The organism is Pseudomonas sp. GW821-FHT04C07 (assembly GCF_059420325.1).
In genome coordinates, this window is record NZ_JBWKTM010000021.1 from 15437 (window position 1) to 30816 (window position 15380).

The 15380-nt window shown below is 59.6% G+C and carries 9 protein-coding genes; 8 read left to right on the top strand and 1 reads right to left on the bottom strand.

All coding sequences use genetic code 11. The features are described 5' to 3' along the window. Nucleotides 1–10 precede the first annotated feature (10 nt). The 7 genes from AC07UI_RS27650 to hemE all read left to right on the top strand — a co-directional run bounded on the left by AC07UI_RS27650 (nucleotide 11) and on the right by hemE (nucleotide 12994). Complete coding sequence (locus AC07UI_RS27650) at nucleotides 11–2053, top strand: type IV pilus secretin PilQ (protein ID WP_494995480.1); 2043 nt, start codon at nucleotides 11–13, stop codon at nucleotides 2051–2053. Between the two features lie 4 nt (nucleotides 2054–2057). After that, nucleotides 2058–2576, top strand: coding sequence for a shikimate kinase AroK (gene aroK / locus AC07UI_RS27655; RefSeq protein ID WP_494995481.1), 519 nt, complete (start codon nucleotides 2058–2060; stop codon nucleotides 2574–2576). Between the two features lie 148 nt (nucleotides 2577–2724). Further along, nucleotides 2725–3825, top strand: coding sequence for a 3-dehydroquinate synthase (aroB, locus tag AC07UI_RS27660; protein ID WP_494995482.1), 1101 nt, complete (start codon nucleotides 2725–2727; stop codon nucleotides 3823–3825). A 10-nt stretch (nucleotides 3826–3835) separates the two neighbouring features. Beyond that, on the top strand, nucleotides 3836–5446 hold the full coding sequence (locus tag AC07UI_RS27665) for an AAA family ATPase (RefSeq protein ID WP_494995483.1): 1611 nt from the start codon (nucleotides 3836–3838) through the stop codon (nucleotides 5444–5446). 349 nt (nucleotides 5447–5795) lie between these two features. Further along, entirely contained in the window at nucleotides 5796–10244 is a 4449-nt protein-coding gene (gene gltB / locus AC07UI_RS27670; protein WP_494995484.1) for a glutamate synthase large subunit, read from the top strand. A gap of 32 nt (nucleotides 10245–10276) precedes the next feature. Beyond that, entirely contained in the window at nucleotides 10277–11695 is a 1419-nt protein-coding gene (locus AC07UI_RS27675; protein ID WP_494995485.1) for an FAD-dependent oxidoreductase, read from the top strand. 231 nt (nucleotides 11696–11926) lie between these two features. Then, a complete protein-coding gene (hemE, locus tag AC07UI_RS27680; RefSeq protein ID WP_494995486.1) occupies nucleotides 11927–12994 on the top strand; it encodes a uroporphyrinogen decarboxylase in 1068 nt (355 codons plus the stop codon). A gap of 68 nt (nucleotides 12995–13062) precedes the next feature. On the opposite strand, the gene AC07UI_RS27685 is transcribed toward hemE, so the two are convergent. Then, nucleotides 13063–14307: an MFS transporter gene (locus tag AC07UI_RS27685; protein WP_494995487.1), complete on the bottom strand. Its 1245-nt coding sequence runs from the start codon at nucleotides 14305–14307 to the stop codon at nucleotides 13063–13065. Nucleotides 14308–14459: 152 nt separating this feature from the next. Here AC07UI_RS27685 and AC07UI_RS27690 point away from each other — a divergent pair, with 152 nt between their 5' ends. Then, a complete protein-coding gene (locus tag AC07UI_RS27690) occupies nucleotides 14460–15359 on the top strand; it encodes a LysR family transcriptional regulator (RefSeq protein WP_494995488.1) in 900 nt (299 codons plus the stop codon). The last annotated feature ends 21 nt before the right edge of the window (nucleotides 15360–15380 follow it).

Here is a 15380-nt window from a genome sequence, read left to right on the forward strand (position 1 = left end):
AACCCCAATAATGGACAGGACTATTTCGTCCCTCGGTATTGCGCTATGGATAGCGCTGATGTCGCCGATGGTACAAGCGGCCAACCTCAACGCGCTGGATGTTACCGCGCTGCCGGGGGACCGCGTTGAGTTGAAGCTGACATTCGATGGGCCGCCCCCCGCTCCCCACGGCTTTACCACCGGACAGCCTGCGCGGATTGCCCTCGACTTACCGGGAGTGTCCACTCGACTGGCGAGCAAGAATCGCGAATTGGGCACCGGCAATGCGCGCAGCGTGACGGTGGTCGAGACCAGGGATCGCACTCGTCTGATCGTCAATCTGACGGCACTGGCTCCCTATAGTGCTCGCGTAGAGGGTAACAATTTGTTCGTTGTGGTCGGTCAGGGCGTGGTGGTTTCACACAAGCCCCTGTCTAGAGCCCCGCGAGTGGGTAAAGCCATCAGAGGTGTGGATTTTCAGCGTGGAGAGCTTGGTGAGGGCAACGTGGTCATCGAGTTGTCGGATCCGGGCGTCAGCCCGGATATCCAGGAATACGATGGCAAAATCACCCTGAATTTCACAAAGACCCAATTGCCCGAGCCGCTGCGGGTCCGGCTGGACGTCAAGGATTTCGCCACGCCCGTGCAGTTCGTCAACGCCAGTGTGCGCTCCGGTGAAGCCAGCATCACCATCGAACCCAGCGGTGCCTTCGACTATTCGACTTATCAGACCGACAACAAGCTGACGGTCAGTGTTCGGCCAATGACCACTCACGACTTGCAGCAGCGTAATGCCGATCGCCTCGTCTACAGCGGCGAGAAGCTGTCGCTGAACTTTCAGGACATCGAGGTGCGTTCAGTGCTGCAACTGATCGCCGATTTCACCAATCTCAATCTGGTTGCCAGTGACACGGTGCAAGGCGGCATCACGTTGCGCTTGCTGAACGTGCCATGGGACCAGGCGCTGGATCTGGTACTGAAAACCAAGGGGCTCGACAAGCGCAAGATCGGCAACGTCCTGCTGGTCGCCCCGGCGGACGAAATCGCCGCCCGCGAACGTCAGGAGTTGGAGTCACAAAAGCAGATCGCCGAACTGGCACCGCTGCGTCGTGAGCTGTTGCAGGTCAATTACGCCAAGGCTGCTGACATCGCGAAACTGTTCCAGTCGGTGACCGGCACCGAGGCGAAAATCGGCGAACGTGGTTCTATCGCGGTGGATGAACGAACCAATAACATCATTGCTTACCAGACTCAGGACCGTCTTGATGAGTTGCGTCGTATCGTCGCCCAACTGGATATTCCAGTGCGTCAGGTGATGATCGAGGCGCGAATCGTCGAAGCCAATGTCGATTACGACAAAAACCTCGGCGTGCGCTGGGGTGGTTCGATCCAGAACAAGGGTAACTGGAACACCTCTGGCGTCAGCAACGGAGCCACTCCCTCGTCCACCATTGGCACACCGGGCAGCACCAGTACCCATTCTCCGTTCGTCGATATGGGCACGGTCGGTAATACTTCGGGTCTGGGCATCGCGTTCATTACCGATAACGTGCTGCTGGATCTGGAACTGACGGCCATGGAGAAAACCGGCAACGGGGAAATTGTCTCTCAGCCCAAAGTGGTCACTTCCGACAAGGAGACCGCGAAGATCCTCAAGGGCACGGAAATCCCGTATCAGGAGTCCAGTTCCAGCGGCGCGACTTCGGTCTCCTTCAAGGAGGCGTCGTTGTCGCTGGAGGTGACGCCGCAGATCACTCCGGACAATCGCATTATCATGGAGGTCAAGGTCACCAAGGATGAGCCGGACTATCTGAACAAACTCAACGATGTCCCGCCGATCAAGAAGAATGAAGTCAACGCCAAGGTGCGGGTCAACGACGGCGAGACCATCGTAATTGGCGGGGTTTTTTCAAATTCTCAAAGCAAGGTTGTAGATAAAGTGCCATTTCTCGGAGATGTGCCGTATCTTGGCCGCCTTTTCCGAAGGGATGTGGTGTCGGAAAAAAAATCCGAGCTGCTGGTATTCCTGACTCCGCGTATCATGAATAACCAGGCGATTGCTGTGAGTCGTTGATTCTGTGCGAAATTTGATTCTTGTTGGGCCAATGGGGGCTGGAAAAAGCACCATTGGTCGCTTGCTGGCCAAAGAGCTGCGCCTGCCGTTCAAAGATTCCGATAAGGAAATTGAATTGCGCACGGGCGCCAATATCCCGTGGATCTTCGATAAAGAAGGAGAGCCGGGCTTTCGTGACCGCGAAGAGGCGATGATTGCCGAGCTCTGCGCCTTTGACGGCGTGGTGCTGGCGACCGGCGGCGGCGCAGTGATGCGCGATGCCAATCGTCGGGCGCTGCATGCCGGCGGCCGCGTGGTTTATCTGCATGCCTCCGTGGAGCAGCAGGTCGGCCGCACCGCCCGGGATCGTAACCGCCCGCTGTTGCGTACTGCCGATCCGGCAAAGACTCTTAGAGATCTGCTGGCGATTCGCGACCCGCTTTATCGGGAAATCGCGGATCTGGTGGTGGAAACTGATGAGCGGCCGCCGCGAATGGTGGTGCTGGACATTCTTGATCGCTTGCAGCAGCTTCCTCCCCGTTAATGCGCAAGGCGAAATGCGCTATCCTCGACGTCCGGTCATGGGCGCTTTAGCTCGTGGCTTCTGGCTATCGGATGACGTCAGAAAACCAGGCGTTACTGGCCGTTGATGCAGGGCAGGGCGCCAGCTTCCATTTTCACTGTGGGGACACATGCAGACACTTAAGGTCGATTTAGGCGAGCGTAGCTACCCGATTCATATTGGCGAAGGTTTGTTGGACCAGCCTGAGCTGCTGGCACCGCATATCGCCGGGCGGCAGGTGGCAATCATCTCAAACGAGACCGTCGCGCCGCTTTATCTCGAGCGTCTGACCCGCAGTCTCGCGCAATACTCGGTTATTTCCGTGGTGCTGCCCGACGGCGAAGCCTTCAAGAACTGGGAAACCCTACAGACTATTTTCGACGGCTTGCTCACTGCGCGGCATGACCGGCGCACCACTGTGATCGCCCTCGGTGGCGGCGTTGTTGGTGACATGGCCGGTTTTGCTGCTGCCTGCTATCAACGGGGTGTCGATTTCATCCAGGTGCCGACCACGTTGCTGTCGCAAGTCGACTCGTCAGTGGGGGGTAAAACCGGGATCAACCATCCGCTGGGCAAAAACATGGTCGGCGCCTTCTATCAGCCCAATGTGGTGCTGATTGACACCTCGACGCTCAATACGCTGCCTCCTCGCGAGCTGTCTGCAGGCCTGGCGGAAGTCATCAAATACGGATTGATCTGCGACGAGCCGTTCCTTGCCTGGCTCGAAGAAAACGTCGATCGACTGCGTGCCCTGGATCAAGCGGCCCTGACCGTTGCCATCGAACGCTCCTGCGCGGCCAAGGCTGCGGTGGTTGGAGCCGACGAACGTGAGTCCGGCGTGCGTGCCACGCTTAACCTGGGGCATACCTTCGGTCACGCCATCGAGACCCATATGGGCTATGGTGTCTGGTTGCATGGTGAGGCGGTTGCCGCCGGAACCGTGATGGCCCTTGAAATGTCCACGCGACTGGGCTGGATCACCGCACAAGAGCGTGACCGCGGGATTCGCCTGTTCCAGCGCGCCGGGTTACCGGTCATTCCTCCAGCGGATATGACCGAAGCAGATTTTCTCGAACATATGGCAATTGACAAGAAAGTGATCGACGGTCGTTTGCGTCTGGTGCTGTTGCGCCGAATGGGCGAAGCCGTAGTGACCGACGATTATCCGAAAGAGGTTTTACAGGCCACGCTGGGAGCGGATTACCGCGCTCTGGCTCAGCTTAAAGGTTAATAAGATCCCGATGACTAGTTTGCATGCCGACGAGGCTTTCCTCGGCCATTACCAGTTGAGTCATGACCCTTTTGCTCCACGGGTGCCTGGCTTCAAATTCTTTCCTGCCCAGCGCAAACCGGTGTTGGGGCAATTGCACCACCTGGCTCGTTACAGCCAGCTGCTGCTGGTCGTGACCGGGCCGCAAGGCAGCGGTAAGACCTTACTGCGGCAGGCGCTGGTAGCCAGTACCAACAAGCAGTCGGTGCAAAGCGTGGTGGTTTCTGCCCGTGGCGCCGGCGATGCAGCAGGTGTACTGCGGCAGGTGGCTCAGGCGCTGAACGTTGCCCAGGCTGAAATCGGCTCGATTCTGGCGCAGGTGGTGCAACTCGCGCTGACCGGCCAGGAAGTCTATTTGCTGGTGGATGATGCCGAGCAACTCGACGAGTCCGCGCTCGAGGCGCTGCTTGCGCTGGCCGCGGGTGCTCCCGAAGGTCGTCCGCATGTGTTCCTGTTCGGCGAGTCTTCGCTGATCGCAGCTCTGGAGCAGTTGAGCACCGAGGAAGAGCGCTTCCACGTCATCGAGTTGCAACCCTACGCCGAAGAAGAAACCCGCGAATATCTGGCTCAGCGTCTGGAAGGGGCCGGTCGGGGAATCGAACTTTTCTCCGCGGATCAGATCTCTGATATTCATGAAAGCTCCGATGGCTGGCCTGGCACCATCAACCAGGTCGCTCGCGATGCAATGATCGAAGCCATGATTGCCAGCCGCTCTGCGGTCAAGCGTCCAAGTATGGGGTTCAATATGCCGAAGAAACACGTATTGGCGATATCTGCCGTCGTCGTGGTGGCGGTAGCAGCAGCCTGGTTGATGCCGGGCCGTAACAAGGCACCGGCTACCGCTGTTCCAGCCACTGAACAGGCTCAACTGCCATTGGGGCAGGCGACGCCAAAACCGAACAGCAGCGGCAGCCCGGCTGTCGAGTTCGCAGGGTCTTCGCAGCCGATGCCTCTGCCGCTGGTTGGGCAGGCGCAACCGGTCATGCGTGCTCCTTTGGCTGAAGCCGCTGGCGGCATCACCGAAGGCAACGACGGCGTACCGGTCAAAGGTTCGAGCGCAACGCCACCTACCGTGACCACAACAGCGCCTCCGGCAGGCGTATCGGCCGGCCCGGCGCCAACCCCGGCTGCACGTCCAGCTCCAACTCCAGCTCCAGCACCGACTCAGGTGGCTGTCGCCAAGCCCGCTCCAGTCGCCAAGCCTGCACCGGCTCCGGTGGTCAAGCCCGCGCCGGTCATCAAGCCTGTTGAGAAACCTGTCGAGAAACCGGTTGCCGTGGCTAAAGCGGCTACTGGCGGTAGTTGGTACGCCGGCCAGGCACCAGGCAACTTCGTGGTGCAGATCCTCGGCACCAGCTCCGAAGCCACTGCGCAAAACTTCGTCAAAGAGCAGGGCGGCGAGTACCGCTATTTCAAGAAAACCCTGCAAGGCAAACCGCTTTACGTGATCACCTACGGTAACTTCGCTAACCGCGATGCAGCCGTTGCCGCCATCAAGGTCTTGCCAGCGAAGGTTCAGGCTGGTAAACCTTGGCCTCGCACTGTCGCCAGCGTCCAACAGGAACTGGCAACAACCCGCTGAAGATTCGGCGGCCTTACCCAGGCCGCCTCTCCCGGCACCTCAAAATTTCCGCAGGCGCATGCTGCCCTCCAGGCCGCGTGCCTTGTGGTGTCTGCGTCATAGTAGTCTTTGAGTCGTTGCGGTCAGCATTAAAAATGTTTTGACTAGCACAGCATATCGCTTTAAACCTTTCACATATGCGACATAGATTTGCGACATTTCGTCGTCGAATTTGTGAGCCCCTGTGTCGGTGTGTACAATGACCTCCCTTTTGCCCCCGCAAAGCTGGCGTACGTTCAGCGTGGATGGTAAACGGTTGAATTGAAAAGAAATTTGCCTCGATAAGAGGCAGCCTGGTGAGAAAGTGTCTATGAAAGCAGGTCTGTACCAACCAGATGAATTCAAGGATAACTGTGGTTTCGGCCTGATAGCCCATATGCAGGGCGAACCCAGTCATACCCTGTTGCAAACGGCCATTGAGGCCCTGACCTGCATGACCCACCGCGGTGGGATCAACGCGGACGGCAAGACCGGTGACGGTTGCGGTCTGCTGATGCAAAAACCCGACGTGTTCCTGCGCGCCATCGCCCAGGAAACGTTCGGTATTGAAATGCCCAAGCAATACGCCGTGGGCATGGTGTTCTTCAATCAGGACCCGGTAAAAGCGCAAGCCGCTCGCGAGAACATGAACCGCGAGATCCTGGCCGCCGGCCTGCAGCTCGTCGGCTGGCGTAAAGTGCCAATCGACACCAGCGTCCTCGGCCGTCTGGCTCTGGAGCGCTTGCCGCAAATCGAGCAAGTGTTCGTAGGTGGTGAAGGCCTGAGCGATCAAGAGTTCGCCATCAAGCTGTTCAGCTCCCGTCGTCGTTCGTCGGTGAGCAACGCGGTGGATACCGACCACTACGTCTGCAGCTTTTCCCACAAGACGATTATCTACAAAGGCCTGATGATGCCGGCGGATCTGACCGCCTTCTATCCGGACCTCAGTGACCAGCGCCTGCAAACCGCGATCTGCGTGTTCCACCAGCGCTTCTCCACCAACACCCTGCCGAAATGGCCGCTGGCTCAACCGTTCCGCTTCCTGGCGCACAACGGCGAGATCAACACCATCACCGGTAACCGCAACTGGGCACAGGCCCGTCGCACCAAGTTCGCCAACGATCTGATTCCTGATCTGGAAGAGCTCGGCCCGCTGGTCAACCGTGTCGGTTCCGACTCCTCGAGCATGGACAACATGCTCGAGCTGATGGTCACCGGCGGCATCGACCTGTTCCGTGGTGTGCGGATGATCATTCCGCCTGCGTGGCAGAACGTCGAGACCATGGACGCCGATCTGCGCGCGTTCTACGAATACAACTCCATGCACATGGAACCGTGGGACGGCCCGGCCGGCGTGGTCATGACCGATGGCCGCTATGCGGTCTGCCTGCTCGACCGTAACGGCCTGCGCCCGGCGCGCTGGGTTACCACGAAAAACGGCTTTATTACCCTGGCCTCGGAAATCGGTGTCTGGAACTACCAGCCTGAAGACGTGATCGCCAAGGGCCGTGTGGGTCCTGGGCAAATCTTCGCGGTGGATACCGAGACCGGCCAGATCCTCGATACCGACGCCATCGACAACCGCCTGAAGTCGCGTCATCCGTACAAGCAATGGCTGCGCAAGAATGCCCTGCGCATCCAGGCGACCATGGAAGACGACGACCACGGTTCGGCGTTCTACGACGTCGACCAGCTCAAGCAGTACATGAAGATGTACCAGGTCACCTTCGAAGAGCGTGACGAGGTGCTGCGTCCGCTGGGTGAGCAAGGCTATGAAGCGGTCGGCTCCATGGGCGATGACACGCCGATGGCGGTGCTGTCCCAGCGTGTGCGCACGCCGTACGACTATTTCCGTCAGCAGTTCGCGCAGGTCACCAACCCGCCGATCGACCCGCTGCGCGAAGCCATCGTCATGTCGCTGGAGATCTGCCTCGGTGCCGAGCGCAACATCTTCCAGGAGTCGCCGGAGCATGCCTCGCGTGTGATTCTCAGCTCGCCGGTCATTTCCCCGGCCAAATGGCGTTCGTTGATGAATCTCGATCGCCCGGGCTTCGAGCGTCAGATCATCGATCTCAACTACGACGAGAGCGTCGGCCTTGAAGCTGCGGTGCGCAATATCGCCGACCAGGCTGAAGAAGCTGTGCGCTCCGGTCGCACCCAGGTCGTTCTGAGTGACCGCCACATCGCGCCGGGCAAACTGCCGGTGCACGCTTCGTTGGCCACCGGCGCGGTACACCACCGTCTGACCGAAAAAGGCCTGCGTTGCGACAGTAACATTCTGGTCGAGACCGGCACCGCGCGTGATCCGCACCATTTCGCGGTGCTGATCGGCTTCGGCGCATCGGCGGTCTATCCGTTCCTGGCCTACGAAGTGCTGGGCGACCTGATCCGTACCGGTGAAGTGCTGGGCGACCTCTATGAGGTGTTCAAGAACTACCGCAAAGGCATCACCAAAGGCCTGCTCAAGATCCTCTCGAAGATGGGCATCTCGACCATCACTTCGTACCGTGGTGCGCAGCTGTTCGAAGCTATCGGTCTGTCCGAAGAGGTCTGCGAGCTGAGTTTCCGTGGCGTACCGAGCCGCATCAAGGGTGCGCGCTTCGTTGACATTGAAGCCGAGCAGAAAGCCCTGGCCGCCGAAGCCTGGAGCCCGCGCAAGCCAATCCAGCAAGGGGGTCTGCTGAAGTTCGTCCACGGTGGCGAATACCACGCCTACAACCCGGATGTGGTCAGTACCTTGCAGGCCGCCGTGCAGCAGGGCGACTACAGCAAGTTCAAGGAATACACCGCGCTGGTGGACAACCGTCCGATCTCGATGATCCGCGACATGTTCCAGGTGAAAACCCTTGAACAGCCGCTGGATATCAGCGAAATCGAACCGCTGGAATCGGTTCTCAAACGTTTCGACTCCGCCGGGATCTCCCTTGGCGCATTGTCGCCGGAAGCTCACGAAGCCCTGGCCGAAGCCATGAACCGCCTGGGTGCGCGTTCCAACTCCGGTGAAGGCGGCGAAGACCCGGCGCGTTACGGCACCATCAAAAGCTCGAAAATCAAGCAAGTGGCCACCGGCCGTTTCGGGGTGACCCCGGAATACCTGGTCAATGCCGAAGTGCTGCAGATCAAGGTCGCTCAGGGCGCCAAGCCCGGTGAAGGCGGTCAACTGCCCGGCGGCAAGGTCAACGGTCTGATTGCCAAGCTGCGTTATGCAGTGCCTGGCGTCACCCTGATCTCGCCACCGCCGCACCACGACATCTATTCCATCGAAGATTTGTCGCAGTTGATTTTCGACTTGAAACAAGTCAACCCGAAGGCGCTGGTTTCGGTGAAACTGGTAGCAGAAGCGGGCGTTGGCACCATCGCGGCCGGTGTGGCCAAGGCCTACGCGGACTTGATCACCATCTCCGGCTATGACGGTGGCACCGGTGCTTCGCCGCTGACCTCGATCAAATACGCCGGTGCTCCGTGGGAACTCGGCCTGGCCGAGACCCACCAGACCCTGCGCGGCAACGACCTGCGTGGCAAGGTTCGGGTACAGACCGATGGCGGCCTGAAAACCGGCCTCGACGTGATCAAGGCCGCGATTCTCGGTGCTGAAAGCTTCGGTTTCGGCACCGCGCCAATGATCGCGCTGGGTTGCAAATACTTGCGTATCTGCCATCTGAACAACTGCGCCACCGGCGTTGCGACTCAGAACGAAAAACTGCGCAAGGATCACTACATCGGTACTGTCGACATGGTGGTGAACTTCTTCACCTACGTCGCCGAAGAAACCCGTGAGTGGCTGGCCAGGCTGGGCGTGCGTTCCCTCCAGGAGCTGATCGGGCGTACCGATCTGCTGGAAATCCTCGAGGGTCAAACCGCCAAGCAGAACCATCTGGACCTGACCCCGTTGCTGGGCAGCGATCACATCCCGGCGGACAAGCCACAGTTCTGCCAGGTTGAGCGCAACCCACCATTCGACAAAGGTCTGCTGGCCGAGCAAATGGTCGAGATGGCCACTTCGTCGATCAACGACCTGAGTGGCGCTGATTTCTCCCTGGATATCTGCAACTGCGACCGTTCCATCGGCGCGCGGATCTCGGGTGAAATCGCCCGTGCTCACGGCAACCAGGGCATGGCCAAAGCACCGATCACCTTCCGCTTCAAAGGCACTGCCGGTCAGAGCTTCGGGGTATGGAACGCCGGTGGTCTGAACATGTATCTGGAAGGCGACGCCAACGACTACGTCGGCAAAGGCATGACTGGCGGCAAACTGGTCATCGTTCCGCCGGTCGGCAGCGCCTACAAGACTCAGGACAGCGCCATTATCGGCAACACCTGCCTGTACGGCGCCACTGGCGGCAAGCTGTTCGCCGCCGGTACTGCGGGCGAGCGTTTCGCGGTGCGTAACTCCGGTGCTCACACCGTGGTGGAAGGCACTGGCGATCACTGCTGCGAGTACATGACCGGCGGTTTCGTCTGCGTACTGGGCAAGACCGGCTACAACTTCGGCTCGGGCATGACCGGCGGTTTCGCCTACGTGCTGGATCAGGACAACACCTTCGTTGACCGGGTCAACCACGAACTGGTGGAAATCCAGCGGATCAGCGGCGAAGCGATGGAAGCCTATCGCAGCCACCTGCAACGCGTGCTGAACGAATACGTCGAGGAAACCAACAGCGAGTGGGGTCGTAACCTCGCCGAAAACCTCGATGACTATCTGCGTCGGTTCTGGTTGGTCAAGCCTAAGGCTGCCAGCTTGAAATCGTTGCTTTCCAGCACCCGTGCCAACCCGCAGTGATATGCGCCTGAAGAGTTTGATGAGGTTTTAACATGGCTGAACGTCTGAATAATGACTTCCAGTTCATCGAGGTCGGGCGCAAGGATCCGAAGAAGAAACTGTTGCGTCAACGCAAGAAAGAGTTCGTGGAAATCTACGAACCCTTCAAACCCCAGCAGTCGGCCGATCAGGCCCACCGTTGCCTGGGTTGTGGTAACCCGTATTGCGAATGGAAGTGCCCGGTGCACAACTTCATTCCCAACTGGCTCAAATTGGTGGCCGAGGGCAACATCCTCGCCGCCGCCGAGCTCTCCCACCAGACCAACACCCTGCCGGAAGTCTGTGGCCGGGTGTGCCCGCAGGATCGTCTGTGCGAGGGTGCTTGCACCCTCAATGACGGCTTCGGCGCGGTGACCATCGGTTCGGTGGAGAAGTACATCACCGACACCGCGTTCGCCATGGGCTGGCGTCCGGACATGTCCAAGGTCAAACCGACCGGCAAACGTGTTGCGGTGATTGGCGCCGGGCCTGCGGGTCTGGGGTGCGCCGACGTGCTGGTACGCGGCGGTGTGACTCCGGTGGTGTTCGACAAGAACCCGGAAATCGGTGGCTTGCTGACCTTCGGTATCCCCGAGTTCAAGCTGGAAAAGACCGTGCTGAGCAATCGTCGCGAAGTCTTCACCGGCATGGGCATCGAGTTCCGCCTCAATACCGAAATCGGCAAAGACGTAACCATCGAGCATCTGCTTGAAGAATACGATGCCGTGTTCATGGGCATGGGCACCTACACCTACATGAAGGGTGGCTTCGCCGGGGAAGACCTGCCGGGTGTGCACGACGCGCTGGATTTCCTGATCGCCAACGTCAACCGCAACCTGGGCTTTGAAAAGTCGCCGGAAGACTTCGTCGACATGAAAGGCAAGAAGGTCGTGGTACTCGGTGGCGGCGACACGGCGATGGACTGCAACCGCACCTCGATCCGCCAAGGCTCCAAATCGGTGACCTGCGCTTATCGTCGTGACGAAGCGAACATGCCGGGCTCGCGCAAAGAGGTGAAGAACGCCAAGGAAGAAGGCGTGAAATTCCTCTACAACCGTCAGCCAATCGCGATTGTCGGTGAAGACCGGGTCGAAGGAGTGAAGGTGGTCGAGACCCGTCTCGGCGCACCGGATGCCCGTGGCCGCCGCAGCCCGGAGCCGATTCCGGGTTCCGAAGAGATCATCCCGGCTGATGCCGTGGTCATCGCGTTCGGTTTCCGTCCAAGCCCTGCGTCGTGGTTCGAACAGTTCAGCATCCAGACCGACAGCCAGGGCCGCGTCGTGGCCCCGGAACAAGGCCAATACAAGCACCAGACCAGCAACCCGAAAATCTTCGCCGGTGGCGATATGGTTCGCGGTTCTGACCTGGTGGTGACGGCGATCTTCGAAGGCCGTAATGCCGCCGAAGGGATCCTGGACTACCTGGGCGTCTGATCCACTCCGATCGTTCCCACGCTCTGCGTGGGAATGCTGCCCGGGACGCTCCGCGTCCCTGACGGCGTGACGCAGAGCGTCACAAGAGGCGTTACCACGCAGAGCGTGGGAACGATCATCAGCTGTTGAAACCTGCGATAAATTGACCCGATAGACAAAAGGCGCGGCTCTTGCCGTGCCTTTTGCGTCGAGCTCTGAGAAAATGTCCGCACTTTTTTTCCGGATGCCGACATGACTGCCCTGAAGAACGACCGTTTCCTTCGTGCCCTGCTCAAGCAACCCGTAGACGTCACCCCTGTGTGGATGATGCGTCAGGCCGGTCGCTATCTGCCTGAATACCGTGCCAGCCGTGCCAAGGCCGGTGACTTCATGAGCCTGTGCATGAGTCCGGAGTTCGCCTGCGAAGTCACCCTGCAGCCGCTCGACCGTTATCCACAGCTGGATGCGGCGATCCTCTTCTCCGACATTCTGACCATCCCCGATGCCATGGGCCAAGGCCTGTACTTCGAATCCGGCGAAGGCCCGCGCTTCAAGAAGGTCGTCAGCACCCTGGCCGACGTTGAAGCCCTGCCGATCCCTGATCCGCACAAAGACCTCGGCTACGTCATGGACGCGGTCAGCACCATCCGCCGCGAATTGAACGGCCGCGTGCCGCTGATCGGCTTCTCCGGCAGTCCATGGACACTGGCCACCTACATGGTTGAAGGCGGCTCCTCGAAAGACTTCCGCAAGACCAAGGCCATGCTCTACGACAACCCGCAAGCCATGCACTTGCTGCTGGACAAGCTGGCGCAGTCGGTGACCTCCTACCTCAACGGTCAGATCATGGCCGGCGCCCAGGCTGTGCAAATCTTCGACACCTGGGGCGGCAACCTCTCGGCGGCGGCGTACCAGGAATTTTCCCTGGCCTACATGCGCAAAATCGTCAGCGGTCTGATCCGCGAACACGAGGGCCGCAAAGTGCCGGTAATCCTCTTCACCAAAAACGGCGGCCTGTGGCTGGAAAGCATCGCCGACGCCGGTGCCGACGCTCTCGGCCTGGACTGGACCTGCGACATCGGCGAAGCCCGCCAGCGCGTCGGCAGCAAAGTCGCTCTGCAAGGCAACATGGACCCGACCGTGCTCTACGCCAAACCTGAAGCCATCCGCGCCGAAGTCGGTCGCATCCTTGCCAGCTACGGCAAAGGTACCGGCCACGTGTTCAACCTCGGCCACGGCATCACCCCGGAAGTCGACCCGGAACACGCTGGCGCGTTCCTGCGCGCCGTGCATGAGCTGTCGGCGCAGTATCACGAATAACCAAACATCGAAAACAAAAACGCCCGGCTTATGCCGGGCGTTTTTGTATCGCAAAGATCTTTAGCGGTTCAGGCTTTCACATTCCCGGCCAACACCGGCAACTTCGCCAGCTTCAGCGCCACCAGCAGCGCAATGACCAGTAAACCGGTGATAAACAAACCGATGCCGTTCCACCCAGCGTAGTGCCAGAACATTCCGCCTGCGGTTCCCGCGATGCTTGAGCCGGCGTAGTAGCTGAACAGGTACAGCGACGATGCCTGGCCCTTGGCTTTGGTGGCGCGGCGGCCGATCCAGCTGCTGGCCACCGAGTGCGCGCCGAAGAAGCCGAAGGTGAACAGCAGCATGCCGATCAGCACTGCTGCCAGTGGGCTCAGCATCGTCAGAGCAACCCCCACCAGCATCAGCACAATGGTGCCCCAGAGCATTTTGCGACGACCGAATTTGTCGGCCAGTGCGCCGACTTTGGCTGAGCTGTAGATTCCCGACAGGTACACCACCGAGAGCAGACCGACGAATGCCTGGTTCATGTGATACGGCTCGGCCAGCAAGCGATAGCCGATGTAGTTGAACAGCGTCACGAAGGCGCCCATCACCAGGAACCCTTCGAGGAACAGCCACGGCAAACCGGCATCACGAAAGTGCATGGTGAAGCCGTCGAGCAGGCTGCGTGGGTGCATCGAGCGGGCGTGGAAGTTGCGCGACTCTGGCAGTATCTTCAAGAACACTGCCGCGGCAATGAGCGCCAGACCGCCGATTACCAGCATCGCGGTGTGCCAACTGACGAAATCGATCAACACGCCGGTGATCAAGCGTCCGCACATCCCGCCAATCGCGTTGCCACCAATGTACAACCCCATCGCCAGACCAATATGTTGCGGGTGGATTTCTTCACTCAGGTACGTCATGGCTACTGCGGCCAGCCCGCTCAGCGACAACCCGGTCAGCGCGCGCATTACCAGCACGCCTTGCCAGCTTGGCATCATTGCGCTGGCGATTGTGCACAGTGCGGCGGCGAACAGGGCCGCGACCATCACCGGTTTACGGCCGATGCGGTCGGAAATCGGGCCCGTGATCAACAGACCGATGGCAAGCATCCCGGTGGCGACCGAGAGGATCAAACTGCTCTGCGCCGCGTTGATGGAAAACTCGTGGGACAGCAGCGGCATCATCGGCTGTACGCAGTAGAGCAGGGCGAAGGTGGCGAAGCCGCCGGAAAACAGCGCCAGCACCGTGCGCATGAACATCGGCGTGCCTTTTTCGATGTAGATGTCGCTCCGTTCAGCGACCCCATCGTGTGGCGCAGAAGCTGGCATTTCGTGGGCTAGGGGGGCGACAGCAGTTTTCACGGGGTACCTCGGAGGGGCGCAGCCGGTCAGGCAATGAAAAAAGCATATAGCTGGCTAATGATTCTTTCCAATATATTGTTCGACCTGTTTGATAGGTTGTACGACCTAATGGAGTTTTCATGGAACTGCGTCATCTGCGCTACTTCATCGCCGTTGCCGAAGAACTGCATTTCGGCCGCGCCGCACAGGTGTTGGGCATCTCCCAGCCGCCGTTGAGTCAGCAGATTCAGGCGCTGGAGCAAGAGGTCGGCGCGCGCTTGTTCGAGAGGACCAATCGTCGGGTCGAGCTCAGTGAAGCCGGGCGGCTGTTTCTGGAAGAAGCGCGGTTGGTATTGGCACAAGTCGACAAAGCCGCCGACGTGGCCAGACGTGCGCAGTTGGGAGAGCTTGGGGAACTGAAGATCGGATTTACTTCGTCGGCGCCCTTCAACTCGAACATCCCGCAGGCGATTTTCACCTTTCGCCAGCGCTTCCCGGCGGTACATCTGAACTTGCGGGAAATGAGCAGCACCCAAGTGGCCGATGCGTTGGTGGATGAGTCGATTCAGGTCGGCATAATGCGACCGTTGCCACTGCCGGATTCACTGAGTGTGGTCGAATTGATGCGCGAGCCTTTGGTGGCGGTACTCAGTTCCAAGCACCCACTGGTGGTCGGCAGTGAGGAGGGTTTGTACCTGTCGGCGCTGGCCCCTGAGCCTTTTGTGTTTTTCCCGCGCAGCTATGGCAGCGGGCTGTATACGCAACTGCTCAGCCTGGCGCGTGATGCCGGGTTCAGCCCGCACTTCGCTCAAGAGGCCGGCGAGGCAATGACCATCATCGGTCTGGTGGCTGCGGGGCTCGGTGTGTCGGTGTTGCCAGCGTCTTATCGGCGAATGCGCATCGATGGCGTGGTCTATCGACCACTGCTCGACCCACAAGCGATCTCGGCGGTGTGGCTGGTGCAGAGAAAGGATCAAAGCTCACCGATGGCCAAAGCGTTTGTCGAGTTGCTGACCCATAAGGCCGAGCCCGTAGGTTAAGGCGCAAGGACTCTCTAGGAA